This window comes from Streptomyces sp. NPDC079141, from assembly GCF_040686775.1.
GTDB lineage: Bacteria > Actinomycetota > Actinomycetes > Streptomycetales > Streptomycetaceae > Streptomyces.
In genome coordinates this window covers 238,393-261,841 of the sequence record NZ_JBFBLP010000009.1, presented here as the reverse complement: position 1 = coordinate 261,841, position 23,449 = coordinate 238,393, and the positions used below count along the sequence as shown (strand labels likewise).

Here is a 23,449-nt window from a genome sequence, read left to right as displayed (position 1 = left end):
CTCACCCCGCATGGACCGACATGAGCCCCGCACCACCCTCCCCACCGACACAGCCCGCACAGCCCGACTCGGCCTGGGCACCGCTCGCGACACGCCTCTTCCGAGCGCTGTGGATCGCCCAGTTGGTCTCCAACGTCGGCAGCTGGATGCAGATGGTCGGCGCCCAGTGGCTGCTGATCGGCCAGGACGCGGCACTGGTGACGCTCGTCCAGACGGCGTCCAGCCTGCCCGTGGTGCTCCTGGCTCTGCCGTCGGGTGTGGTGGCCGACCGCTACGACCGTCGAGGCGTGCTCCTGACCGCGCAGGTGGCCATGCTCGCGGTCTCCGGCACGCTGACCGCACTGGCGTTCGCTGACGCGCTCACCCCGGTGCTCCTGCTCGTCCTCACCTTCCTGCTGGGCTGCGGTACGGCGTTGATGGGCCCGGCCTGGCAGGCGATCCAGCCGGAGCTGGTGGAACGCCGTCAACTGGGGCAGGCTGCCGCGCTCGGCGGCATGAACATGAATCTGGCCCGCGCCGTCGGGCCGGCCCTGGGCGGAGTGGTCGTAGCGGCGGCGGGCGCGGGATGGGTGTTCGCCTTCAACACCGCTTCCTACCTGGGCATCGCCGCCGTCCTGCTGCTCTGGCGGCGCCCCAGGACCGAGGCGCCGGTCCCTCGCGGTGAGAAGCTGCTGACCGCCCTCGACGCGGGCCGCCGCTACGTGCGCTACGCACCGGGCATCCGCCGGGTCCTGCTGCGCATGGCCCTGTTCATCCCCGGTGGCGCCGCCCTGTGGGCACTGCTGCCGCTCGTCGCCAGCCGCTCCCTGCACCTGGGCTCGGGCGGCTACGGGCTGCTGCTGGGCGCCGTCGGCGTCGGAGCGGTGGCGGGCACCTTCGTCCTGCCGCACAGCAACCGGCTGCTGGGCGCCAACGGCACGCTGGCCGGCGGCGCCCTGGTCTTCGCGGGTGTCCTGGTCGTCCTGGCCACCGTACGCATCCCGTGGCTGGTGACGGTGGCGCTGCTGTTCAGCGGGCTGGCGTGGATCGGTGTCCTGTCCACCCTCAACGCGGCCGTGCAGACACGGCTGCCCGGCTGGGTCCGGGCCCGCGGTCTCGCCGTCTACCTCCTCGTCTTCCAGGGCGGCCAGGCACTGGCGGCGCCGCTGTGGGGCGCCCTCGCCGACCGGTTGGGGCTCACCGTCCCGCTGCTGGCCGCCGGCGCGTTGCTGCTCGTCAGTGCCCTGAGTCTGCGTCGCTGGCCGCTGCACGGTGCGGAGGGAATCGATCCCTCCCCCTCCGAGCACTGGCCGGTCCCGCCCCTGGTGTTCGAACCGGGGCCGACCGACGGGCCCGTGCTGATCACCGTCTCCTACCGTGTCGCCCCGGGAAACGAAACCGCCTTCAGTGCCTGCATGGAGCACGTCGCCCGCTCCCGGCGGCGCACCGGAGCCCTCACCTGGGGTCTGTACCAGGACGGACAGGACCCAGGGCACTTCATCGAGAACTACCTCGTCGCCTCCTGGTCCGAGCATCTCGCCCAGCACAGCGACAGGCTCACCCTCACCGACCGCCGCGACGAGGAGCAGGCACGCCGTCTCCTCGCCCCCGGCACCCGGCCAGAGGTCACCCATGCCTTCGACACGTCCTCGGGACCGGTCGTCCCGGAAAGGAAGGGCAGCGCTGCCCAGTGAGGGGAGAGGGAGCACCGGGCCACTCAGAGCGCCCGCCCGCCCCGTCCCTGCCGAACGCCGTCATCACCCCGCGCGGAAACCCACCGCGCCGCTGGCCCCGCCCCAACCGAAAGGATCCCGATGACCCCGCCTTCCCCCACCCCGACCGTCCAGCGGGTGGACGACCGGCACCGGTACGAAATCCTCGTCGACGGAAAGCGCGTCGGTCTGACCGCCTACCGCGACCGTGGTGAACAGCGCGTCTTCTTCCACACGGAAGTCGACGACGCCTTCGCCGGCCAGGGCCTGGCCGCGCAACTGGTCCAGGAGGCGCTCACCGACGTACGCGCGTCGGGCAAGCGCATCGTGCCGGTCTGCCCTTACGTGGCCAAGTACCTGATCCGGCATCAGGAGTTCAACGACATCACCGACCCGGCCACGGCGGAGGACGTCCGGTGGCTGGACACGGAGCTGGGCCGGGCGTCGAGTTGATCAGCGGTCGGCCGCAGACCCTAGCGGACGTCGACGAAGTCACCGCTCGCCCTGACCGCGGCCGTGGTGCCGGTGCCCGCGAAGGCGAAGCGGTAGTACCCGTCGGCGCCGGCCGTGGCCGTGGCGGTGACCGCCCCGCCGCTGCCGCTCGTGACGGTCTTGAGGGTGGTGTAGGTGCTGGTTCCCTTCTTACGGAACTGGAGCTTCACCGGCTGCCCCTTGAACCCGACGTACTTGTCGGTGCTCCAGTCGGCCCGGGTCAGGGTGCCCTTGACCGTGATCGTCTTGCCCTTGCTCACCGGCTCGGGCGTGGCGTTGGCAGTCAGCCTGGCGGCACGCAGCAGCTCGACGTGGTACTCGTCGTTGCTCTCGTAGGGGGCGCCCTCCCACGCGTCGACGTGGAGGAACACCCGCCAGGTGCCGGCCGGGCTGTTGCCCTGGGTGAACACCTTGATCGGATCGACGGTGTACGACGAGGTGCAGGTCGTCGTGGGCCTGGTCTCGGCGCAATCGAGCTTTTGGTAGCCATCGGTGTACACCACGGCGTACGACGGACTGAAGAGGGTCGCGTCGGCCTGGTAGACGCCGGAAGCGTGGGTCGCCGTGACGGCGATGGGGAACTTCACGATCGCCTGCGTACCGACCACCACGGGCTTGCCGCCGTTGATGACAACACTGTCGATCCGGATCGGTTCGTCGTCCGCGGCCTGCGCGGGCGGCATCGCAAACGCCGCCCCGGCCAGGGCACAGGCCAGACCGCTGGTGACGACACGTCTGATTCCGGTACGCATACGCTCCCCCAAGGGCACGGAACGGCAGGCCCGCTGAACTGTCCCTGAGTCAGGGCCTGTTGATCAGAGAGCGCATCGTACAGCCGTTCGCCAACCCGGCCGTCGGCGGCAAGGGTTACGGCCCTGCCCGCCGGCCATTCGTCAGATCCAAGGCGGTTTCTAGGGCTTTTTCGCCGCTCGGGCGCGGTAGGCCGCGACCGTCGTCCGGCTGGCGCACGCGTTGGAGCAGAAGCGGCGCGTCCGGTTGCGTGACTGTCCTACATCATCCGGCACCTCGCACCCCACAAGGAGTGCGCCGAACTCCTGCGGACGTTCCGCCCGGGTGCGGAAGAAGTGCACGTCGGCTGGCTCCTGTCCGAGGACTGATCCACCAACGGTCCCTGTTCAATTGGGGAGTGATGTCTGGGCGGATGATCAGGCCCTTTCAGTGGCCGACGTCGTGGTCTCCGGCTTCGACAAGTCCGCTCTCGTAGGCGAAGATCACGATCTGGATCCGGTCCCGCAGGCCGAGCTTGGCGAGGATGCTCGACACATGTGACTTGACGGTCGCGGCACCGATGAAGAGCTGCTCGGCGATTTCCGAGTTGCTCGCGCCCCGGGCCACGGCGATGACGACCTCGCGTTCGCGTTCGGTCAGTCGTGGCACGCGGCCCGAAGCGGCGGAGCTGACGACGCGTCGCTCGGCGAACTGGTCGATGAGCCGCCGTGTGATCGACGGGGCGAGCAGGGCGCCTCCCTCGGCCACGGTGCTCACCGCGACGGCGAGTTGTTCCGGCGGAATGTCCTTGAGGACGAAGGCGCTGGCTCCGGCGCGCAGTGCCTCGTAGACGTATTCGTCCGGGTCGAAGGTGGTCAGGATCAGTACGCGCACAGGCCAGTCGGCCTCTCGCAGAATGACGGAGGTCGCTTCGAGGCCGTCCATCTCGGGCATGCGGATGTCCATGAGGACCACGTCCGGGCGCTCTCGGCGGGCTGCCTCGATCGCCTCAAGTCCGGTGCCCGCCTCGGCGACGACCTCGATGGCGTCGCTCATCCGCAGGATCATGGTGAAGCCGCGGCGGACCAGCGCCTGGTCGTCGGCGACGACGACGCGGATGGTCACGTGGACTCCCCTTGCACGGGCAGATGAGCGGTGAGCCGGAACCCGCCGCCGGGGCGCGGCCCCGCGTCGAGGGTGCCGCCGAGCAGGAGGGCCCGCTCCCGCATCCCGACGATGCCGTGGCCACCCGTGCCGACTTGGCCCGCGCCGGAGACGGACTGGAGGACGGCGCCCCCGCCGTCGTCGAGGACTTCGACGGTGATGCCGGGGCCGGTCCGGTCGTGCCGCAGGCGTACTTCGGTGTGCGTGTGCGGTCCGCTGTGCTTGAGGACGTTGGTCAGGGCCTCCTGGACGATCCGGTACACCGAGAGTTCGACGCGGGCCGGGAGGGGAGCGTGGAGGTCGTCGGTGAGTGAGACGTCGAGTCCGGCCTCGCGGACCTGCGCGATGAGCCGGGGCAGATCGGGCAGGCCGGGCTGGGGGCCGAGCCCGTCGCGCTCGGTCTTCGGGCGCAGCACTCCCAGCAGGTGCCGCAGTTCGTCCAGGGCCTGGCGTCCGGCCTCCTCGACCGCGGTCATCGCCTCCAGGGCGCCCTGCGGATCCTCGGCGGCCACCATCCGGGCGGCACCGGCCTGCACGGTCATCATGCTCACCCGGTGAGCGACCACGTCGTGCAGTTCGCGGGCGATGTGGGTGCGTTCCTCGGCGACGACGCGCTGTGCCTCGGCGGCCTGTTCCTGACGGCGCTGGACGGCGCGCTCGGCACGCAGCCGCAGGCGTCGCCCGAAGTACCAGGCCCCGCCCATGATCACGTAGCAGAGGCTGAGCTCCCCCCAGGGGATGGATTGGAGCAGCCCGTCGATCGTGATCGAGGCGGTGGCCGCGACGATGCCGAGGGGGCCCCACCGCTTGTCGTCGGTATGCCGTCCGACGCTGTAGAGCGTGACGAGCACGATGCCGCCGAGGGTGGCGTAGCTGCTGCCCAGCGTGGGGGCCCAGGAGGCGAGGGCCACGCCCATGACCGCTGTCGGTCTGCGCCGGCGCCAGTAGAGCGCCGCGCCGGCCGCCGAGAAGAGCAGGAGGACCGGCGGGGGGAGGTCGGGGAGCGGGCGGAAGACCAGGCTGTCTCCCGGACCTTCCTCCAGGAACGTCACGGCCAGGAACAGGACGAGGGCGAGGGTGGCGTCCGCGGCTCGCGGCCAACGGACGAAGGGGCCGTGGAACTTGGACGGCACGCTGCTGACCGGCGTCCCGGCAGGCTGTGCCGTGCGGTTCATCATCGCTCCATCACAGGGCTGTTGGTGCTCTGACCTCGATCAGCAGGGGCCACGCGTCGCCATCGTATGTGCGGGCCAAAGACGTCGTCACCCGTCGGCGGGCGGATCCGCCTCTCCGTCTCCAGGGGGAGGTGCTACGTCGATTTCCCCGCCGCGGGCGGGAGCGCCGACCCCCTCCGGCGGCCGGGGACAGCGGCCGCCCCGGCGCCCACGATGGATGAGCTCACGACTCGTGCCGCCGACGCGCAACGGACCTCGGCGGCGGCCCTCTGACAGGAGCCCACGCAGCCATGAACCGAATTACCCGACGCATCGGCAGGGCGAGCGTCCGCCGGCCGTGGGCCACCATCGCCGCCTGGGGGGTCGCCCTGCTCCTGTTGCTGCCCGTCGCCGCGACGGCCGGCGGTTCGTTCGTCGACGACCTGGTCGCGCCCGGCAGCCAGAGCGAAGAGGCGATGGAGCTGCTCGAAGAGCGCTTCCCGGAGGCGTCCAGGGGGAGCGCCATGGCTGTGTTCGCCGTACCGGAAGGGCAGCGACTCGATCGTCACCGGCCTGACGTCGACTCGGCGGTCGCACGAATGGCCGAGGTGGAGCAGGTCGCCACGGTGACCGACCCCTTCTCGGCCGGCACGATCTCGCCCGACGGGCGGATCGGCTTCGCCGAGATCACCTTCGACGTGCCCGTGATGAACGTCGATCCCGCGCAGATCGAAGCGCTGACCGAAGCGGTCGAACCGCTGCGGCAGGACGGCGTCGTCGCCGAACTCGGCGGTGACGCCGTCTTCATCAACGCCGAAACACCCACCTCCGGTGCGGAGGCGGCCGGCCTGCTGGCCGCGCTGATCATCCTGGTGGTCGTGTTCGGCACGGTCGTCGCCGCGCTGGTGCCCATCGCGCTCGCCCTGGTGGCCGTCGCCGCCGGCCTGGGCAGCACCAGCCTGCTGGCCAACGCCATGGACATCTCCACCGCCGCCCCCACCATCGGCGCCATGATCGGCCTGGGCGTAGGCATCGACTACGCCCTGTTCATCGTGGCCCGCTACCGCGAGAACCACGAAGCGGGGCAGGACAACCCCACCGCCCTGTCCCACGCCATGGCCTCCGCGGGCGCGGCCGTGCTCCTCGCCGGCGGCACCGTCATCGTGGCGATGGCCGCCCTCGCCCTGACCGGCCTGGGCTTTCTGACCTCGATCGGCCTGAGCGCCTCGCTGGTCGTCCTCTTCGCCGTCGCGACCGCGCTCACCCTCCTGCCTGCCCTGCTGACCCTGCTGGGCAACCGCATCCACAAGCGACGACGCCTCGGCCGTAAGCGCACCGCCGGGGCCGAGAACTCCGCATGGTGGCGTTTCGCCCACCGCGTCTCCGGCCGGCCATGGCCCTACCTGATCGTCGCCTCGGCAGCGCTCCTCGCGCTGGCGGCGCCCGCGCTGCGGATGGAGACGGGCTTTCCCGACGCGGGCAACGACGCGACCACCACCACCCACCGCCGCGCCTACGACCTGCTGACCGAGGGATTCGGCCCCGGCGTCAACGCCCCGCTCCTGGTCGTCGCCGACCTGCGCAGCCCCGGCGCGGACGCCGAGGACATCCCCGCGCTGGCGAAGCGCATCGCCGCCGACCCCGGCATCGCCACCGTCGGTGAACCTCAGACCTCCGCGGCCGGGGACACCGTGGTGCTGCCCACGCTCCCCACCACCGCGCCCGCGGACGCCGAGACGTCCGCGACGCTGGAACGCATCCGCGATCTCGTCCCGGACAACGTCGCCGTGTCCGGCACGACCGCCATGACCGACGACCTCACCCGGCAACTCACCGACACCCTGCCGGTGTTCGTCGGCGCGATCCTTCTGTCGTCGTTCCTGCTGCTGATGCTGGTGTTCCGCTCCGTCGTGATACCGCTGAAGGCCGCCGTGGTGAACCTGCTGTCCATCGGCGGCGCGTACGGCGTCGTGGTCGCCGTGTTCCAGTGGGGCTGGCTCGGAGCACTGTTCAACCTCGACGGGACCTTCCTGATCGCCTCACCCCTGCCGACGATCTTCTTCGCGGTCCTGTTCGGACTCTCCATGGACTACGAGGTGTTCCTGCTCTCGCGGGTGCGCGAGGAGTACGACGTCACGGGTGACAACGCCGAGTCGGTGGCGCGCGGTATCGCGGCCACGGGACGTGTGATCACCTCCGCCGCGCTGATCATGACGGTGGTGTTCCTCAGCTTCGTCGCCAACCCCTCACCGCTGGTCAAGATGATGGGCCTGGGCCTGGCGGCGGCGATCGTGCTCGACGCGACGATCGTCCGGATGGTGCTCGTTCCCGCGGCCATGGCGCTGATGGCGAACGCCACTTGGTGGCTGCCCGGCTGGCTGGAGCGCCGGCTGCCGCACATCAGCGTGGAGCACGCCGACGCCCCGCCTGCCGCCGAGCCGGTACTCGCCCGCACCTCCGGGCGCGGCTGAGCCGGGAGGGTCAGGAGGTCGCAGCCTTCGCCGCCTCGACCGGCGTCAGCTGGGTCAGGGCGCACCGCCACCGCTCGCCGTCCCATACGAACACGTCCGTGGCCCACTCGTCCGCGGTGAACGGCTCGCCCCGGAAAACACCGCTGTTGGTGCCGTGGGTTGTCACCAGCACCGTTGTATCGGACACCGACGTCACCCGCTCCACGTCGAGGTTCATGGCGTCGTGCGTCAGGTCACCGGAGGCAACCAGCTTGAGGAACGTCGAACCCGACGTGATGCCGCTACCGGCAACGAACTGCCAGTCCGGAGTGGCGAAGCGTCCGATCGCCTCGGCGTCGTTGGCGACGACGGCGGCCGCCCATTCGTCCAGCAGGGCTGCGAAGGTCTCACGATCGGCCTTGGGTGCCGCGCCCTCGCCCCGATAGGTGCCGAAGCTCCAGAGGTTGCCCTCCGTGTCGCGGACGGTGAAGCCACGTGAGCCGTAGTCCTCGTCGACCAGACCGCGAACGATCTCGGCACCGGCGGCGACGGCTCGCTCGAAGAGCGTGTCGGGCTCGTCGCACACGACGTAGACCGCGTCGTTGCCCGGGGCGCGTCGCCCCCAGGCGGACTCGTCCTTGGCGGTGGTACCCAGCATCACGCCACCGCCGAGCGGCCCGCGGAGCTCGGCGTGCTCGACGATCGACGGATCGTCCTCGCGGGCGTGTACCGCGATCTCCCGGAAGCCGAGGACGTCGGTCAGAAAGGCGATCGCGGCGCGCGCGTCACGGTAGGTGAGGCAGGGCCAGACGGTTGTTGTCGTGGTGATTGCGTTCATGCAGGTGACGATGCGCCTCCGCCCCGGTGCTGTCTTGGACGGATGGAACATCCCCCGCGATCAGTTCGGTCGGCGTGCAGCCGGCCAGCGCCACGAAGTCCCGGGTCAGGTGCGACTGGTCGTAGTACCCGCACACCGCCGCCACCTGGGCGATCGACACGAACGGCGGCGCGTGCCGCAGCATCTGCTGGGCGCGCTCGAATCGCACCACCCGGGCCGCGAGCTTCGGCGTCAGCCCGAACTCGCTGCGGAAGCGGCGGGCGAGGTGCTGCCGGCTCCACCCGCTCTCCTCGGCCAGGTCACCGACCGACACCTCGCCGTGGGAGGCGACCACCGTCTGCCAGGCGAAGCGGAGCTCGGGCGCCGCTGCGCCGTCCCCGGCCAGGCGGCCGAGGACGCCGTCACAGACGGCGAATCGGTGCTCCCACCCGGCGGTGTCCTGCAGGCGTTCCCACAGCTCACGGCCGGCGGCTCCGACCACATCCACGAGCTCCACCGAGAGGTTCCACAGCTCGCCCGCAGGCATGCCGAACAGGGCCCGGCTGCCGAGCGGCGTCAGCTCGACCGCCACTCCCTCCTGGTCGCCGCGGTGAGAGATCAGTGCCGCCGAAGCCTGCAGGCCGCTCAGCACGCACCCGTAGCGCTGCGGGGGCTGTGCCGGATCCGTCTGGGCCACCACGTCGATGTCGTCGCCGATGCTGGCAATGAATGTCATATGGCGCGATGGCAGGCCGCGGTGCAGCGCCGGCGGAAACCCCATGAGCCGGTAGCCGCAGTAGCGCTCGATGAACGGCCGTAGCGGTGGGCTCGGTGCGGCCGTCACCCACTCCTCACACCGCTCCACCATGTCAAAAAGCGTACAAGTCGAGCCTTCTCTGCGCCTGCGGGCAAGGAGTTGTGCACTGCGCGACAACTGGCGGCGCGATCTTCGACCTAGCGTGGCCGAGTTCCCTGACAGTCATTCGGAAACGAGGTAACAGCGCATGCCGTTCATCACCGTGGGCCACGAGAACTCCACCACCATCGACCTCTACTACGAGGACCACGGAACCGGTCAGCCGGTCGTCCTCATCCACGGCTTCCCGCTCGACGGCCACTCCTGGGAGCGGCAGAGCGCCGCGCTGCTCGACGCCGGTCACCGCGTGATCACCTACGACCGCCGCGGCTTCGGACAGTCCAGCCAGCCGACCACCGGGTACGACTACGACACCTTCGCGGCCGATCTGAACATCGTGATGGAGACCCTCGACCTGACCGACGCCGTCCTCGTCGGGTTCTCCATGGGCACCGGCGAGGTCGCCCGGTACGTGTCCCGCTACGGCTCCGCGCGGGTCGCCAAGGTCGCCTTCCTGGCCTCGCTGGAGCCCTGCCTGCTCAAGAGCGACGACAATCCGGACGGGGTCGCCCCGAAGGAGTTCTTCGACGGTGTCGTCGCGGCCGTCAAGGCGGACCGCTACGCGTACTACACCGCCTTCTACCAGGACTTCTACAACCTCGACGAGAACCTCGGCAGCAGGATCAGTGAGGAGGCCGTCCGCAACAGCTGGAACGTGGCCGCGGGCGGCGGGTTCTTCGCCGCGGCTGCCGCGCCGTCGACCTGGTACACCGACTTCCGGGCCGACATCCCGGCCATCGACGTGCCGGCCCTGATCCTGCACGGCACGGGCGACCGCATCCTGCCCGTCGAGGGCACCGCGCGCCCGTTCCACAAGGCGCTTCCGTCCGCCGACTACGTAGAGATCGAGGGCGCCCCGCACGGCCTGCTGTGGACCCACGCGGAGGAGGTCAACGCGGCGCTCCTCGCCTTCCTGCGGAAGTGACCCGACGCCGGACCGTCGTCCCGTAGCGCTGTCATAGGCAGGGATTACCCTGCCGGAAGATTGATCAACGGGTCGGGCCGAGGGGCGGGGCATGAGCAGGGACACGGTGACGGTTTCCTACGCCGAGGGCTGGGACGCCGAAGCCCGCCGCGCGTACCGGCCGTTGACGCGGGCGGAGGCAGTGGAACGGGACAGTGCCGGGGATCCGTATGTGATGCTGCACCGGGTCCCTGGGCGCGCGGTCCCCTCAGAGGTGCACCTGGTCGCCTGGCATGACCACTTCGTCGGGCAGTGGGTCTACGACGAGCTGGGGCGACGCACCCACGACGTCGACCTGCGGCTGTTGGAGGACGACCGTCTGTTCCTGCGGCGGTACGTGGAACGACGGTATGCCTCACCGGAGCAGCCGGACCTGGCGTCGGATGCCTGGCTGCTCACGGTGGAACTCCTCCCTGGTGACAGGGGACGGAAGATGCTCAAGGAGCAAGGCGAGAGCGGCGGGTCGTTCCACACACTGGCCGATGTGCCGGAGGGGCGACGATGGCACGACCGGCCCGCGTTCGGGGTCCGGGCGGCCGCCTCGCCCCCGTCGGCTGACGGCCCGGCACGGGAGGTGGCTGACGCTGCCGCCGATGAGCCCGCGTCGCTGTGGCGTCCGCCGAAGCCCATGCGCTTGGAGTTGTCGGTCAACGACCTCTTCCAGCCGGGCAATCCCTTCCCCGTGGAGCCCTGGGAGGGGACGGAGACAGCCGCACCGCGACATATCGCCATGGTGCGGTTCCCGACCGGGCGCCTGGCGGTCTCGGACCCTGGCGACAAGGAGCCCCGTGAACTCGCCGAGCGCATACCTCCCGGCGAATACGCGCTGGAGACGGCCGTGGTCGTCGGCGAGGGCGAGTACGGCGGGAAACGCTTCCCGGTCACCGAGGAGCCCGCTGTACGGCTTCTGATCCGCAACGAGCCCGCTGTCGCCTGGGAGTTGGCGCTGAGCGAGGGCGAGGATCCCCGTCTGCTCCTCGACGGCCACGCCTACGGCTTCGGCACCGACGGGGCGGCCGGCGGCTTCGCGGACGCCGCGGCCTGGGAGACGTTGTCCGGGAAGGTCCGGCGCTACTACGAAGCGCAGGATCGAGGCGCGTGCGAATCCATCGGCGACGGCTACCTCCGTACCGTCGACGAGGAGACCGGAGGTCACCTGGTGTCGTTCTACACGGGGGGCGACGGGACGTGGCCGGTGTGGCTCGGCCGCTCCGCCACCGGTGAACTCGTCTCGGTGGTGGTCATCACGTCCTACCTCTAGCGGTCGGCATCCGCTTGCGCGGAGTACGGCGGGCGCTGTACTCCGCGCAAGCGGCGCGAGACCGTGTCGAAGCGTCAGGGCATCATCTCGTACGCCCCCGACAGAGCCTCGACGCGCTGCCAGACGCGCTCCGAGCGTGCTCCGTCGACGACCGGGCGCCGGACCGCGCCGAGTGCCCACAGCTGCTGCTCCTCGGTGGCGGAGTCCTTGCCGTGCAGCTCGACGGCGTGCGCGGAGAAGTCGCGTACGAGGACGGCGAACAGCTCGTCGAGCACGTCCTCGTCGAGGCCGGCGAGGGCTGCCTGTTCCAGGACGAGCTGGCCGTGGACGACGAGGGCGAAGAGCTGGCCGACGGCGAGGAGCAGGTCGAGGTCCCGGCTCTGCTCCTCGTCCGGGGCGGCGGTGCGTACGAACTCGCAGAGCGCGTCGGCCTGTTCGCGGAACCGGGCGACGTTGGACAGGTGGGCGTAGGCGTCGAAGGCAGGCCGCCAGTCGTGGAAACGTACCGAGCCGAGGCCTCGGGCCGGTCCCTGCCGGAAGAGGAAGGTGTCGTCGGCCGCGTCGAGGCGGGTGGGTACGGGTTCGTAGGCGGCGGGGTCGAGGAGGTGGTTGCGCATGAACTTGAGGATCAGCGCCAGGTTGACGTGGACGGTGCCCTCCAGCTTCGGCAGGCCGCGGATCTCGACGGCGGCCTGGGCGAAGTAGTTGTCCTTCTCGAAGCCCTTGGCGGCGATGACGTCCCACATCAGGTCGATGACCTTCTCGCCCTCGGTGGTCACCTTCATCTTCGTCATCGGGTTGAAGAGCAGGTAGCGGCGGTCGTCGGGGCCCGCGGTGCGGAAGTAGTCGACGGCACGGTCGCTGAACAGCTTCATGCCGACGAGCCGGACGTAGGCGTCGGTCAACTCGCGTCGCACATGCGGGAATGCGGTGACGGGGCGGCCGTAGAGGATGCGGTTCTGCGCGTGGGTGACGGCCTCGTACATCGCGTGCTCGCAGATGCCGATCGAGGCGGTGCACAGGTTGAACTTGCCCACGTTGACGGTGTTGAGGGCGGCGTCGAAGGCGGCGCGGCCGGTGTGCAGGACGTCTTCCGGGGCTACGGGGTAGCCGTCGAGGCGGAACTCGCTGACGTACTTCGAGGAGTCGACGACGTTCTTGACCAGGTGGTACGCCGGATGGCGGCTGTCGGCGGCGAAGAAGACGTAGCCGTCGGGGCCCTCGATGTCGGTGCGGCGGCCGAAGACGGAGACGAGACCGGCGGCGTTGCCGTTGCCGATGTAGTACTTGGCGCCGGTGGCCCGGAAGCCGCCGGTGCCGTCGGGCTCCAGGAGCATGTCGGTGGAGTAGATGTCGGCGCCGTGGGTCTTCTCGGAGAGGCCGAAGGCGAACACCTCGCCCTGGGAGAGGAGTTCGGCGGCGCGGGTGCGGGCGGCGGGGTTGTCGCTCTGCCACACGGGGCCGAGGCCGAGGATGGTGACCTGCCAGGCGTACCAGTAGTCCAGGCCGTAGAAGCCGAGGATCTCGTTGAGTGCGGCGATGCGGGCGGTGTCCCAGCGCTTGTCGCCCTCACCTTCCGCGGCGACGGAGGCGGGGGTGAGGAAGGTCGCGAACAGGCCCTCCTTGGCGGCGAAGGCAAGGAAGTCGCCGAGCCAGGCGCGGGTCCGGTAGTCCTCGATCAGCCGGCGCTTGCCCCGCTCCTCGAACCAGTCGACGGTGGCACGCAGCAGCCTGCGGGTCTCCGGGTCGAAGTGCGCGGGGTCGTAGGTCCGCGGGTTGAAGAGCAGCGCGTCGGCCATGAGTGCCGCCTTTCGGCTGGGAGGGGTGAGGGTGGGTCCGGGTACGGGTCCCGGGGGCCTGTTCGGCCGGTCAGCGACCGGTGTCGAATCGGGCGAGTGTGGCGAGGACGTCGTCGAGCCAGGTGATCATCATCCGCTCGTAGGCGATGCCGCCGCGCAGCACGACGTGCTGGAGCTCCCGTTCGGCGTCGAGCGGGCCGTCGGCCGGGGGTTGTCCGAAGTCGCGGGTCTCGCCAGCGAGGTAGTGGGCGAGGCGGTCCGTGTGCGCCTGCCGGTGCCGCTCGACCTCGCTGATCAGGGCGGCCGGATCGTCGAAGGCGGCGCCCCGGACCTTCACCGCCAGGTCGTGCCGCACGCTCTCGGGTTCGGTCGGTTCGTTAAGCCACGCGGAGAGCGCGTCCCGTCCCGGTCCGGCGACGGAGTACTCCTTCTTGTCCGGACGCCCGTACTGCGGCACGTCCCGGACGTCGACCCAGCCGTCGCTCTCCATGCGCTTGAGCACGCGGTAGATCTGCTGGTGGGTGGCGGTCCAGAAGTAGCCGATGGACCGCTCGAAGCGCCGGGCCAGTTCATAGCCGGAGCCGGGCTTCTCCAGCAGGGACACGAGGATCGCGTGGTCGAGCGCCATGTTCCCGATCCTCCTATGCACCTAGTTGCATAGCAACGCTGTCGTGGTGAGACACGGCTCACCCGGTGCGGGAGGCGCAGATCACCCTCCGCGCTGCGGTGGTGCGGTCCGTACCGGACATTTATTGAGGCTTTTGCGTCGGCGTGGATTCACTTGTTATGTGGCGCAGTTCGACATCGTCATCTGCGGGTCAGGACTGCGGTCCTGTATCGTCCCCCTGGCACTCCCACCCCGTTCGCGATTCCATGTCGCCAACCGGAGCGGTCGGCCAGGCGAGTGCGCCGCCGAATTACCGAACTGGCGATTTGTGAGTTTCCGGGGCGCAGGTCCCGGAACGGTCCGGAGGTCCGAGAGGTGAACGGAGCGACGCACCACGCACATTCGGACCAGGAGCCGCCTGCCGCTTCCCGGCTGCGCAGGCCGGTGGCTGTCCTCCGGGAGCAGCTTGCCCTCCACCGTGAGATGCGCAGAATGGCCAGGACGATTCGCAAGGACATCGGGCTGTCGGGAGTGGAGGACATAGACGGCCTGGTGGAAGTCGTGGCCTCCCGGCGCGGGCGGTCCATCAAAGTAATGTTTCAGCCATTGCCGTCCGATGTCAGCGCGTTCTGTTTTTCCACCCCGGCGCGCGACTGCATCGTGGTGGACGAAACAGCGAACGAGCTGACCCAGTTCCATGCGATCCTCCATGAATTGGGGCACTTTCTTCTGGACGGCGGGGAACACGACTGCGGCGCGCAAGGCAACGCGGACGACGACCCCGTGTGCAGGGAACTGGTTCAGCAGTTCGCGCCGGCCCTCAACCCCGAAGGCGTCGTCAGGATCTTCAGGCGATCGCACTACGCCACCGACGGGGAACGCCGCGTCGAGGCCTTCGCGACGGTGATGCTGGACCGTCACCTCGCACTCCGGCGCGGTAAGGGCCAGGACGGCCTGGCCGCCACCTTCGCTCACCGCAGGGGGACCGGTGTCTGAGTCCGCCGTCACCGTCGTCTACCTGCTCATGGCTGCCGCATTCTGGTTCCTGGCGGCGTGGAAGGGCATCGCCTTCCGGCGTGAGCCCACACCCACACTCGCCCTCATGACCGCCAACCTCACCGTCGCGGGCGCCACTTACGTGCTGGCCTCCCCGCTCGGGTACACCACCACCGGGTCGGCGTTCGGCCAGAGTTGGTTCGCCACGCTGCCGATCTACGTGGCCATCTTGCTCTGCTTCGGTCTCTCGCAGCTTCAAACGATCATCTGGACGTCAACCCGCAAGGATCGACCGCACGGTGCACGCGCCGAACTCGTCGGCTGGTCGACGGCCTACGCCCTGGCCATCGTGGTGATGACCGTCGCGTTCCTCAACGCTGATCTCAACGGCCCCGCCGACCCTATGAAGTTCAATACGGAGCAGTCGGACGAGCCCTTCGTGTGGGTCTTCCTGGCCGTCTTCCTCACGATGCTCACCTGCGGAACCCTGCACACGTGGTACCGCTCGCGCCGCGCACGGCCCAGCGACGAGGGCATCGCGCACGCTCTGCTGTGGTTCGGCCGCAGCATGGCCATCGTGTCCGGCTACGTGGCCTGTTCGGCGCCCGCCATCATCGCGGCCGCCCTGGGATATCACCAGCTCGACGGGGTCGGAGTGCTCGGCTCGGGCTTCGGAGTCGTCGGGTGCATGGGGATCTGCTACGCCATGTCCGGCGCGGCCATCAGTGTGTGGCTGCGTGAGCGGCGCGACATTCTGGCCCTGGAACCGCTGTGGGATCTCGTGGTGGCCAGTGTCAACGAACGCGTCGCGTTCTCCGGCAGCGCCCGCCCGAACCGAATCCTGAATGTCCGCTTCAGCCTGCACCGGCGCATCATCGAGATTCTCGACGGCATCAGGGAGCTGCGGCCCTGGCTGACGGATGAGGCCGCCAAGGCACTTGAGGCCCTGCACGGCGAGGCCGTCGAGGATGAATCCGTCCGCAAGAGGCTGGGGCTGAGCGCGACAGGTCTCCCGGCGCCGGAGCTGGAGGCCGCGGTCACGGCGGCGGGGCTGCAGCACGCGGTCGGCCGCCTCCAGGTCGCCCGCTTGAAGAGCGGCGACGCCGTCCAGCCGGCCCCGCCTCCCCATGGGGCCGTGTACACGCTTCCCGGGCAGGGCACGGCGGCCGACGAGGAACGGCCGCGTCTGATCCGCGTGGCGGGTGCCCTGTCAACACCCCTTGTCCAGGCCTCGATGCACGTCATCCGGACGCCTGGCACGGACGGTGAACCGTCATCCCGGGCCGATGCGGCGGCCCGATAGGGTCGGCCCGAGGTCAGCTGCGCCTCGAAGGCGCGTACCAATGAACCAGAGCCGGGCCCGGCGGGCCCCTGAGGGGAGAAGCGTGCGCAGGGCTGTTGTTGTCGGGGGAAGTTTCAGCGGCCTGCTCGCGGCACGAGTGCTGAGGGACTTCGCCGAAGACGTCGTCGTCCTGGAGCCGGACTCCCTGGACGCCGAGGGAACCGGCCCCGGCGCTCCCCACCGGCAGCAACTGCATGCGCTGCTGGCCATGGGGCATCGCCAGCTGGAACGCTGGTTTCCCGGCATCACCGAGGACCTGGTGGCCGGAGGCGCCCGGCTCGGCAAGGGGCCGGCCGTCCAGTTCTATGTGGACGGCGTGCTCAAGGCTCCCGTGCACGACGCCGAGATGATCGGCGCAACGCGTCCCTTCCTTGAGCAGATCGTGCGCAGGCACGTTCGCTCCCTCCCCGAGGTGCGCTTCGTCGCCGGCCGGGGCAGCGGCCTGCTGCTGGCGCGTGACCGCGTTCAGGGGGTCCGGTTCCGTACCGACGGCGACAGTGCCGAGCATGAGCTGGAGGCCGACCTCGTCGTCGACGCCATGGGGCGCTCAAGCCGCCTCGGCCCGTGGCTGGAGCAGGCGGGCTGGCCCGCCCCGTCTGTGGAGCGCATGAGGGTCGATCTGGGGTACGCCACCGCCTCCTTCCGCCGGGGCGGCGAGCTGCCGGACACCGTGATCGCCCACTCCGCTCCGGGTCCTGCATCCAACTACCAGCCGACGCTGATCGAGCCGGGCGCCCTTACCGCCGTCGAGGACAACCGGTGGGCCGTCGTCCTCGCCGGCTACGCCGGCCACCGGCCGTCCCGGGACGCCGATGCCTTCCTCGCCCGGATGCGGCGGAGTGTCGCTCCCCTCCAGGAAGTGGCCCGGGTCTGCGAGTGGGACGGCGACGTCGGCACATTCCACTTCCGCGAGAGCCAGCGGCGCCGGTTCACCCCGCTGACGCGTTTCCCCGGTGGCTTGACGGCGCTCGGCGATGCCGTGGCATCGGTCAATCCCATCTACGGCCAAGGACTCACCCTGGCAACGCTCCAGGCCTCGTCGCTCGCCGCGCATCTGCGCTCCGGTGCCGACCCTCATGAACCCGCACGGGGGTATTTCCGGCGAGCCGAGGTCGTCGTGAACGCCGCCTGGCAACTGTGCACGACCGCGGACCTGGCCCAGCCCCACGTGACCGGCCCCTACCCACGCGCCTATCCGGTGCTGCGCTGGACCGCGGACCGCATAGCCGAGGCCTCCATCACCGACCCGGAGATCAACCGGGTGTTCATGGACGTCGTCAACATGCTTGAGCATCCGCGCGCGCTCAGCCATCCGCGCCTTCTGCTGCGTACGGCTCGCCACCTTCTCGCCCGCTGACAACCCCGCCCTTCAGGAGAACAGTGACCAGATGGTCCACAGCGCTGGCGCACACCGGCATCCGTGATCCGCGGCTACGTCAGGACTACGACGCCCAGCGCCGGCTCGTCCGCCGGTTCGATCCCCATGCCTACCTCGCCGCACGGCTGCTGCTGCCTGCGCGGCTGCACCCGCCGGTCGTGGCAGCCGTCGCCTTCATGCACGAGACGGACGACTTGATCGACTCCGGGGATGTGGACACCCGCCAGGAAGCCCTTCGTTCATGGGCCGACCAGGTCGCGGAGGCGCTGACCCACGGCTCCGGCAATGCCACGCTCCGGGCCCTGGCCCACACGGTGCAGCGCCACCAGCAACTGGCTTCCCGGGTGACGGACTTCCTCGACGGTGCATCGGTCGAGGCGGCCTGGACGGGTTTCCAGACGGAGGACGACTTCCAGGCCTACGTGGACCAGTACTGCCTGCCTGCGTTGATGCTCACGGCCTCACTCTTCGCGCCGCCCGCCGAGTCCGGCCGGGACGCGCCCTTCCACCAGGCATGCCGCAAGCTGATCGAGGCCTGGCAGCGCATCGATCACCTCACGGACCTGCGCGAGGACGCCGAACAAGGCGCAGTCGGCATCCCGCACGTCACACTGGCCAAGTACGGCATGAAACCTGAGCACTTGCTACGGCAGCCGCCCGATGCGCCGGCCGTCGGTCTGCTGGTCGTCGACCAGGCGCGACTCGCGGGCGAGGCCCTCCAGGAATGCCAGACGCTTCCGGGCCTGGTGGAGCCGGAGTTCCGCCCCTTCGTGAAGGCCCTGATCTCCGTGCAGGAACTGCGGCTTGCTGCCCTGCGGCGCAAGGGCGGCGCCGTGCTCACGGGCGGGGCACGACCACCTGTTGTGGCAACCGTGCGGGTCCTGGCCCGCCAGACCGTACGGGCCCGGCGGCTGCGCCGGCGCTGAGGACAGCGGTCGCCGCGCGTAAGGTGCCCCGGCCCAGGGCGTGCCGCCGAGCGTTGCGGTGGAGGTAGGCGGCTCGGCGGCACTGAGAGGGCGGGACGCGCTGGTGGCCGGGTCGAAACCCCTCAGGGACTGTTGCCGTCCGACCCGGCAAGGCCCAGGACGTTGCGGATGATGCCGAGGACGCTAGTGCGGCGGCCGGCGGGCAGCGCGCGGACCGTCGCCGTGATCTCCCTGATCTCCGGATCCTCTGCCCGCTCCGATTCCAGGGCGTTCTGCAAGGCTTGCCGCAGCTCGCGCGCCAGGCGGTCGTCGCCTGCGGTGAGGCTCCCGCGCAGGGCCAAGTGCTCAACCCTTCCGCCCTTGAGCAGAGCGAGGTAGTTGAGGCTCTCGGCAATCTCCGCAAGGGCCGCGAGCAGGGCGTCACTTCCACGCATGGTGAAGTAGCCGGGGGCCACCCCGAAGAAGCGTTCCAGGGCAGCGCCGACGTCGAGACCCGCCTTGCGTGTGCCGTTCAGCATCTTGTTGACGGCTTCCTTGGAGACCTGTGCGCCCTCCGCGATCTCCGAGATCCTGTACTTCGCACCGTCAGGCCGGCGCCGGGTCTCATGAAGAAAGCGCAGGCGCTCCGTGAACGAGGGATTCAGTTCCGCTTCGCTCACGTCCTCGCCCGCGAACAGGCGGCGGACCGTAGCCTCCGGGATCGCCGTCAGATGAGTGATCCGCTCAAAGTTGATCAACTCCTCCAGTGAGCCGCCCATCCCGGCCGCCTGGTCTCTGAGCGTCTCGATGGCCGCCTTGACGTCACGCTCCTCAGGTGAGTGGGGAGTGTTCATGTATGGGCGGTCTCCTGCTCTGAGGTCGCAACTCCGCGTCCGCGGCGGACAGCAGCGTAGCGCGCAGGTGTTTCATGGACACCACACAGTCGAGTACTTTTGTACTCGCATCGCGGCTGGATCCCTGGCGGCGGGGACAATTGTTGACAGCGAGGTCGGTGTGGACAAGGATCTCTCCCGCGGCGATGCGGCATCCGGCGTTCGTCTCGCCGTACCAGGACTGCTTTCCCCTTGCGGCGCCATCTCCACGATCTGGTGCTTCCTTCATCCAACAAGGTCGCGGGTAGGACGGAGTTACGCACATGCCCCAGCCTTTAGTGCTCCTCGGGTTAGGAGGCTCAGCCGCCTCCAGCGAGTTCACCCTGGCCCAGATCGCCTTCACGCATCCCGTCATCCTGGCCGCCACCACCGCGCCGGCCTGGGCGCGCCCCCACCTTGCCCGTCATCTCTGCGTCGACCCCGCCGATGAAGCGGCAACAACCGCCGCGGTCAAGGCCCTTGCCGCCACCCATGACCTCGGCGGCATCCTGACCTACACCGGCGAACACCTCGTCACCGCCGCACGGATCGCGCAGCAGTTGCAGCTGCCCGGCCCACCGACAAAGGCTCTGGAGTCCTGCGCCGACCGTGCGGAGCTCCGCGCGAAGCTGGCACGGCACAAAGTGCCGGTGCCCGTCTGGGCGCAGGCGGAAAGCCCGGAGGCAGCAGTCACCGTCGCGGACGGGATCGGCTACCCCGTCGTCATCCGCTCGCGCAGCGGGAGCGCCTCGTCCGGCCAGGCGGATCGCGGCAGCGAGGTGGCGGGCATGTGCGCACGCGTGCGCAGCCATGCCGCGCCGAATCACCCCCTCCCGCGCGGCGATGTGCTGGTGGAACGGCGGCTCGACGGGCCGCAGGTGGCCGCGGAGACCGTCGTCCTGGAGAGCGGTGACGTCCAGATCGTCGCCATCACCAGGACCACCCTGGGGCCGCCACCGGCCCGGCAGGCGGTACGGCACTGCGTGTACGCCCACGACGCCCTGCTGCACAACCGCCTGCTGCGTCAGACGGTCGCCCGGGCCGTCGAGGCCCTCGGCATCACCCTCGGTGTGCTCCACATCGAGATGACACTCACCAGCCGAGGACCACGCATCACCGACATCAGCGCTCACCTTGCCGATGACCTGATCCCCCTGCTCGTCAAGCGCGCCACGGGCGTCAACCTGCCCCGGATAGCCGCCGACCTGGCTGTCGGCCGGCTGCCGAATCTGGCCCCGACCCGGCAGCGCGCGGCAGCCGTCCACTTCGCCTACCCCGAGGTCAGCGGTCGGCTTCAACACGTGTCGGTCACCACACCCGGCAGCGGCCCGCTGGTGGATCGCACCGCTGTGACACGAGAACCGGGCCACCAGGTGGAGACGGCGGCACAGGCCACGGCCCAGGACCGTCTCGCGCACTGGGTGGTGCTGGGGGCCGAAGCGGGCGACTGCCACGCCCTCCTCGACCAGGTGATGTACGACCTGCAAGCCGACATCGCCCCCACCGCTGCGGTTCGCGCCGCCTGAATGCACCCTGAGTCAGGGGCACGAGTACCACCGGTTGACGGCTGGCCGCCGGCAACCGGGCGGGCCAAGGCGCCACTGTGATGCCCAACAGTGCCGGACCGTACTCCCCAGCACGGTCCCGGCCTTGGCCCGGGCGGGGGTCCGGAGCGCGCCCGGACCCCCGCAACTGGCATCGACCGCGGCGATCCACGCAGGGAGCGTGGTCACCCGGCAGGCCCCACCTCCACCGAGAGGTCATTGTCGACCGTGTAATAGGGACGCACGACGGCACCGCCGACCCTGGCCGTCGGATACACGAAGATCTCCTTGCGGTCCGCCAGGTCGTCCAGCAGGCGGCCGACACGGGCGAGTGGGGCTTCCCCGGCAGGGCCGGTCCGAACGCTGATGTCCCAGACGCCGGCGGCGTCAGCGGCGATCAGCTCAGTGAAGTCCACGGTGAAGGAGAACCGCCCGCCCGGGCTCTCGACCTGCGGTTCCCGGATCCGTACGGCACCGTTCGCGCCCCTCGCGCGCAGGCGTACGACGGCTCCCGCTGACAGGGTGGCGCCGTGCAAGCGCGCGTTGACCGTCATCGACCTGTCCGTCACGTCGATGCCCTCGACCTCGGCATGCGCGGTGCGCAGCCATGTCCGTACGGCGAGATAGCCGTCCTTGGTGGAGTAGGGAACGCGGACCGCCACCGGCGACGGCCAGTCGCGGGTGTGTCCGTCGACCAGGGCGCGCTGGTCCCGCAGACCAGGGCGGAGTCGCTGTCGCGGCGCCTCGGGTGCGGGAAGCAGGTACACGTCCCACCGTCCCTCGGCGAGGACGGGCTGCGGCTCCAGGACGGCACGTCGGCCGCCGTCGGCCACCGTTTCGACGTGGAGGAGGAGAGGGAGGTCCTCGGGTTTTCCCTTCTTGGGGCGCAGGCGCAGCAGGAGCTGGGCTGATGGTGGATCTGTCGCCTCAAGTGCGGGCAGGTGGAAGGTGATTCGGCCGTCGGCGTCGGTCGTGCAGTGGGCGCGCAGCTCCACGTCATGTGTCATGCCTGGTTCCCGGTTCATCGTCGGCCCCTCCGTACTGCGCGCAGCGCACTGCCGGCCGCGGCGTGCGCGGCGTCTCGCGCGGCGAAACCCCGGCTGATCAGGGCGCGTTGTATCGGGTTGCGTTCCGGTGTGTCCGGCCGCCCGGACCCCCTCGCCGACATCGCCGCGCCGATCAGGCGTTCGGCCTGTTCCACGACGGGAACCGGGGCGAAGCGGCGCGCGTTCTCCATGGCCGTACGGCCCATGCGTCGGCGCCGCTCGTCGTCGCCGACGAGTTCCAGCAGCGCGTCGCTCAGCGCTTCGCGGTTGCCGACCGGCACGAGTCGGCCGTCGACTCCGTCCTTGATGATCTCGCCGGGTCCGTACGGGCAGTCGGTGCTCACGACCGGGAGTCCGCAGCGCATCGCCTCGACGATGGTCATGCCGAACGGCTCGAAGTTGGATGCAGCCGCGCCGATCGAGCCCTTGACCCACTCCGCCTCCATCGGGGCGGCCGCACCCATCAAAAAGACGTTGTCGCACAGGCCCAGCGTGTCGATGAGCTGCCGCAGCCGGGGCTGTTCCTCCCCCTTGCCGTAGATCCGCAACTGCCAGTCCGGGTGTTCGGCGGCCACCCGGGCGAATGCCTCGACGAGCAGGTCGTAACGTTTCACCGGAACCAGCCGGCCGGCCGCGATCACCGCCTTCGCGCGGCCGTCCGCGGCGGGCAGCACAGGATCGGGGACGCTGTTGGGAAGCGCCTCCACCGTGACGCCGGGCAGCCGCATCTTGCGCCGGTAGGCGGCGGCGTCCGCCTCCGTGACCGTGGTGAGCACGTCGAGTCGCCGGTAGGCCCGGCGCAACGCGGTGCGCAGCGACGGTGAGTGGTTGTCGAGGGTGAGGTGCTCCTGCCCGATGCGGACGACATGTCGCGGGGCCTGGTACGCCAGGTGCACGTTGAGCCCGGGGCGGGTGCCGATGACCACGTCGGCGTCGATTGCCTCCAGGCACTCGCCGATCCGCTGATCGGTCAGCTCGCTGTACTGCTGGTAGCGGTATTCGGCGGCCGGGAACACTTTCGCGGGTCTCAGATGAAGCGGATGGTCCTTCTCCTTGCGCAGGTCCACCAGCGGTCGTAGGGACACGCGCGGGTCCAGAGCGAAGTTCGGGCGCTCCCGATGGCGTAACACCGAAACGATCTCCACGTCGTGCCGCGCGGCCAGAGCCTGGGCCAGATTGAAGGTCGTGGTGATCGTGCCTCCGATGCCGTAGGCGTTGTGAATCAGGAAAGAGATCTTCATGGCGGACTAGACCTCACCAACCCCCTTCCCGTTGCCCTCCGTTACCGCTTTGTTCCCTTCACGATCATGTCGGGCGCCGCC

General features: G+C 69.8%; 21 protein-coding genes. 10 read left to right on the top strand and 11 right to left on the bottom strand.

Annotation, left to right across the window (positions count from 1 at the left end):
* Positions 1 to 20 precede the first annotated feature (20 nt).
* Positions 21 to 1,673, top strand: coding sequence for an MFS transporter (locus AB0Q90_RS25205; protein ID WP_363161638.1), 1,653 nt, complete (start codon positions 21 to 23; stop codon positions 1,671 to 1,673).
* Between the two features lie 120 nt (positions 1,674 to 1,793).
* Positions 1,794 to 2,144, top strand: a complete 351-nt coding sequence (locus AB0Q90_RS25200; RefSeq protein WP_363161637.1) for a GNAT family N-acetyltransferase — start codon at positions 1,794 to 1,796, stop codon at positions 2,142 to 2,144.
* 20 nt (positions 2,145 to 2,164) lie between these two features.
* Here AB0Q90_RS25200 and AB0Q90_RS25195 read toward each other — a convergent pair whose 3' ends face one another.
* From AB0Q90_RS25195 to AB0Q90_RS25180, 4 genes are all read right to left on the bottom strand, one after another.
* Positions 2,165 to 2,935, bottom strand: a complete 771-nt coding sequence (locus tag AB0Q90_RS25195) for a calcium-binding protein (protein WP_363161635.1) — start codon at positions 2,933 to 2,935, stop codon at positions 2,165 to 2,167.
* A 159-nt stretch (positions 2,936 to 3,094) separates the two neighbouring features.
* Positions 3,095 to 3,208 carry a CGNR zinc finger domain-containing protein gene (locus AB0Q90_RS25190; protein WP_363161678.1) on the bottom strand — a complete coding sequence of 38 codons (114 nt, stop codon included), beginning with the start codon at positions 3,206 to 3,208 and terminating at the stop codon, positions 3,095 to 3,097.
* A gap of 151 nt (positions 3,209 to 3,359) precedes the next feature.
* The gene (locus AB0Q90_RS25185) at positions 3,360 to 4,037 is read right to left on the bottom strand and encodes a response regulator transcription factor (RefSeq protein WP_363161634.1); all 678 of its coding nucleotides are present in this window, start codon (positions 4,035 to 4,037) and stop codon (positions 3,360 to 3,362) included.
* Positions 4,034 to 5,251, bottom strand: a complete 1,218-nt coding sequence (locus AB0Q90_RS25180) for a sensor histidine kinase (protein WP_365733647.1) — start codon at positions 5,249 to 5,251, stop codon at positions 4,034 to 4,036. The genes AB0Q90_RS25185 and AB0Q90_RS25180 overlap by 4 nt, the downstream gene beginning before the upstream one ends.
* 290 nt (positions 5,252 to 5,541) lie before the next feature.
* On the opposite strand from AB0Q90_RS25180, the gene AB0Q90_RS25175 reads away from it, so the two are divergent.
* On the top strand, positions 5,542 to 7,701 hold the full coding sequence (locus tag AB0Q90_RS25175) for an MMPL family transporter (RefSeq protein WP_363161632.1): 2,160 nt from the start codon (positions 5,542 to 5,544) through the stop codon (positions 7,699 to 7,701).
* Between the two features lie 10 nt (positions 7,702 to 7,711).
* Here AB0Q90_RS25175 and AB0Q90_RS25170 read toward each other — a convergent pair whose 3' ends face one another.
* Positions 7,712 to 8,518 carry a DUF4440 domain-containing protein gene (locus AB0Q90_RS25170; RefSeq protein WP_363161631.1) on the bottom strand — a complete coding sequence of 269 codons (807 nt, stop codon included), beginning with the start codon at positions 8,516 to 8,518 and terminating at the stop codon, positions 7,712 to 7,714.
* The gene (locus tag AB0Q90_RS25165) at positions 8,466 to 9,365 is read right to left on the bottom strand and encodes a helix-turn-helix domain-containing protein (protein ID WP_363161630.1); all 900 of its coding nucleotides are present in this window, start codon (positions 9,363 to 9,365) and stop codon (positions 8,466 to 8,468) included. Before AB0Q90_RS25165 ends, AB0Q90_RS25170 begins: the two co-directional genes overlap by 53 nt.
* Positions 9,366 to 9,501: 136 nt before the next feature.
* Between AB0Q90_RS25165 and AB0Q90_RS25160 the strand changes: the two genes are divergently transcribed.
* Positions 9,502 to 10,338: an alpha/beta hydrolase gene (locus tag AB0Q90_RS25160; RefSeq protein WP_363161629.1), complete on the top strand. Its 837-nt coding sequence runs from the start codon at positions 9,502 to 9,504 to the stop codon at positions 10,336 to 10,338.
* 91 nt (positions 10,339 to 10,429) lie between these two features.
* Positions 10,430 to 11,638: a DUF4241 domain-containing protein gene (locus AB0Q90_RS25155; protein ID WP_363161628.1), complete on the top strand. Its 1,209-nt coding sequence runs from the start codon at positions 10,430 to 10,432 to the stop codon at positions 11,636 to 11,638.
* 74 nt (positions 11,639 to 11,712) lie between these two features.
* Here AB0Q90_RS25155 and AB0Q90_RS25150 read toward each other — a convergent pair whose 3' ends face one another.
* Together AB0Q90_RS25150 and AB0Q90_RS25145 are read right to left on the bottom strand one after the other, a co-directional pair.
* The gene (locus tag AB0Q90_RS25150) at positions 11,713 to 13,437 is read right to left on the bottom strand and encodes an acyl-CoA dehydrogenase family protein (protein ID WP_363161627.1); all 1,725 of its coding nucleotides are present in this window, start codon (positions 13,435 to 13,437) and stop codon (positions 11,713 to 11,715) included.
* A 70-nt stretch (positions 13,438 to 13,507) separates the two neighbouring features.
* The gene (locus AB0Q90_RS25145; protein ID WP_363161626.1) at positions 13,508 to 14,065 is read right to left on the bottom strand and encodes a PadR family transcriptional regulator; all 558 of its coding nucleotides are present in this window, start codon (positions 14,063 to 14,065) and stop codon (positions 13,508 to 13,510) included.
* 471 nt (positions 14,066 to 14,536) lie between these two features.
* Between AB0Q90_RS25145 and AB0Q90_RS25140 the strand changes: the two genes are divergently transcribed.
* The 4 genes from AB0Q90_RS25140 (at position 14,537) to AB0Q90_RS25125 (ending at position 18,686) form a co-directional block, all read left to right on the top strand.
* Complete coding sequence (locus AB0Q90_RS25140; RefSeq protein ID WP_363161625.1) at positions 14,537 to 15,040, top strand: ImmA/IrrE family metallo-endopeptidase; 504 nt, start codon at positions 14,537 to 14,539, stop codon at positions 15,038 to 15,040.
* Between the two features lie 28 nt (positions 15,041 to 15,068).
* A complete protein-coding gene (locus tag AB0Q90_RS25135) occupies positions 15,069 to 16,343 on the top strand; it encodes an MAB_1171c family putative transporter (protein ID WP_363161677.1) in 1,275 nt (424 codons plus the stop codon).
* An 82-nt stretch (positions 16,344 to 16,425) separates the two neighbouring features.
* Positions 16,426 to 17,739 carry a hypothetical protein gene (locus AB0Q90_RS25130; RefSeq protein ID WP_363161624.1) on the top strand — a complete coding sequence of 438 codons (1,314 nt, stop codon included), beginning with the start codon at positions 16,426 to 16,428 and terminating at the stop codon, positions 17,737 to 17,739.
* A gap of 23 nt (positions 17,740 to 17,762) precedes the next feature.
* On the top strand, positions 17,763 to 18,686 hold the full coding sequence (locus AB0Q90_RS25125) for a squalene/phytoene synthase family protein (protein WP_363161623.1): 924 nt from the start codon (positions 17,763 to 17,765) through the stop codon (positions 18,684 to 18,686).
* 122 nt (positions 18,687 to 18,808) lie between these two features.
* Here the strand turns inward: AB0Q90_RS25125 and AB0Q90_RS25120 are convergent, their stop codons facing one another.
* Complete coding sequence (locus AB0Q90_RS25120) at positions 18,809 to 19,519, bottom strand: helix-turn-helix transcriptional regulator (protein ID WP_363161622.1); 711 nt, start codon at positions 19,517 to 19,519, stop codon at positions 18,809 to 18,811.
* Between the two features lie 302 nt (positions 19,520 to 19,821).
* Between AB0Q90_RS25120 and AB0Q90_RS25115 the strand changes: the two genes are divergently transcribed.
* Positions 19,822 to 21,063 (top strand): ATP-grasp domain-containing protein, encoded by a 1,242-nt coding sequence (locus AB0Q90_RS25115; protein ID WP_363161621.1) that lies wholly within the window; start codon positions 19,822 to 19,824, stop codon positions 21,061 to 21,063.
* Positions 21,064 to 21,266: 203 nt separating this feature from the next.
* Here the strand turns inward: AB0Q90_RS25115 and AB0Q90_RS25110 are convergent, their stop codons facing one another.
* The gene (locus tag AB0Q90_RS25110; protein ID WP_363161620.1) at positions 21,267 to 22,088 is read right to left on the bottom strand and encodes a transferase; all 822 of its coding nucleotides are present in this window, start codon (positions 22,086 to 22,088) and stop codon (positions 21,267 to 21,269) included.
* A 14-nt stretch (positions 22,089 to 22,102) separates the two neighbouring features.
* On the bottom strand, positions 22,103 to 23,368 hold the full coding sequence (locus AB0Q90_RS25105; protein WP_363161619.1) for a glycosyltransferase family 4 protein: 1,266 nt from the start codon (positions 23,366 to 23,368) through the stop codon (positions 22,103 to 22,105).
* Positions 23,369 to 23,449 lie beyond the last annotated feature (81 nt).

Coding starts and splice junctions, on each gene's coding strand:
- AB0Q90_RS25205 (WP_363161638.1), top strand. CDS start 21: ATGAGCCCCGCACCACCCTCCCCACCGACACAGCCCGCACAGCCCGAC.
- AB0Q90_RS25200 (WP_363161637.1), top strand. CDS start 1,794: ATGACCCCGCCTTCCCCCACCCCGACCGTCCAGCGGGTGGACGACCGG.
- AB0Q90_RS25195 (WP_363161635.1), bottom strand. CDS start 2,935: ATGCGTACCGGAATCAGACGTGTCGTCACCAGCGGTCTGGCCTGTGCC.
- AB0Q90_RS25180 (WP_365733647.1), bottom strand. CDS start 5,251: ATGAACCGCACGGCACAGCCTGCCGGGACGCCGGTCAGCAGCGTGCCG.
- AB0Q90_RS25175 (WP_363161632.1), top strand. CDS start 5,542: ATGAACCGAATTACCCGACGCATCGGCAGGGCGAGCGTCCGCCGGCCG.
- AB0Q90_RS25170 (WP_363161631.1), bottom strand. CDS start 8,518: ATGAACGCAATCACCACGACAACAACCGTCTGGCCCTGCCTCACCTAC.
- AB0Q90_RS25165 (WP_363161630.1), bottom strand. CDS start 9,365: ATGGTGGAGCGGTGTGAGGAGTGGGTGACGGCCGCACCGAGCCCACCG.
- AB0Q90_RS25160 (WP_363161629.1), top strand. CDS start 9,502: ATGCCGTTCATCACCGTGGGCCACGAGAACTCCACCACCATCGACCTC.
- AB0Q90_RS25155 (WP_363161628.1), top strand. CDS start 10,430: ATGAGCAGGGACACGGTGACGGTTTCCTACGCCGAGGGCTGGGACGCC.
- AB0Q90_RS25150 (WP_363161627.1), bottom strand. CDS start 13,437: ATGGCCGACGCGCTGCTCTTCAACCCGCGGACCTACGACCCCGCGCAC.
- AB0Q90_RS25145 (WP_363161626.1), bottom strand. CDS start 14,065: ATGGCGCTCGACCACGCGATCCTCGTGTCCCTGCTGGAGAAGCCCGGC.
- AB0Q90_RS25140 (WP_363161625.1), top strand. CDS start 14,537: ATGGCCAGGACGATTCGCAAGGACATCGGGCTGTCGGGAGTGGAGGAC.
- AB0Q90_RS25135 (WP_363161677.1), top strand. CDS start 15,069: ATGGCTGCCGCATTCTGGTTCCTGGCGGCGTGGAAGGGCATCGCCTTC.
- AB0Q90_RS25120 (WP_363161622.1), bottom strand. CDS start 19,519: ATGAACACTCCCCACTCACCTGAGGAGCGTGACGTCAAGGCGGCCATC.
- AB0Q90_RS25115 (WP_363161621.1), top strand. CDS start 19,822: ATGCCCCAGCCTTTAGTGCTCCTCGGGTTAGGAGGCTCAGCCGCCTCC.
- AB0Q90_RS25110 (WP_363161620.1), bottom strand. CDS start 22,088: ATGACACATGACGTGGAGCTGCGCGCCCACTGCACGACCGACGCCGAC.
- AB0Q90_RS25105 (WP_363161619.1), bottom strand. CDS start 23,368: ATGAAGATCTCTTTCCTGATTCACAACGCCTACGGCATCGGAGGCACG.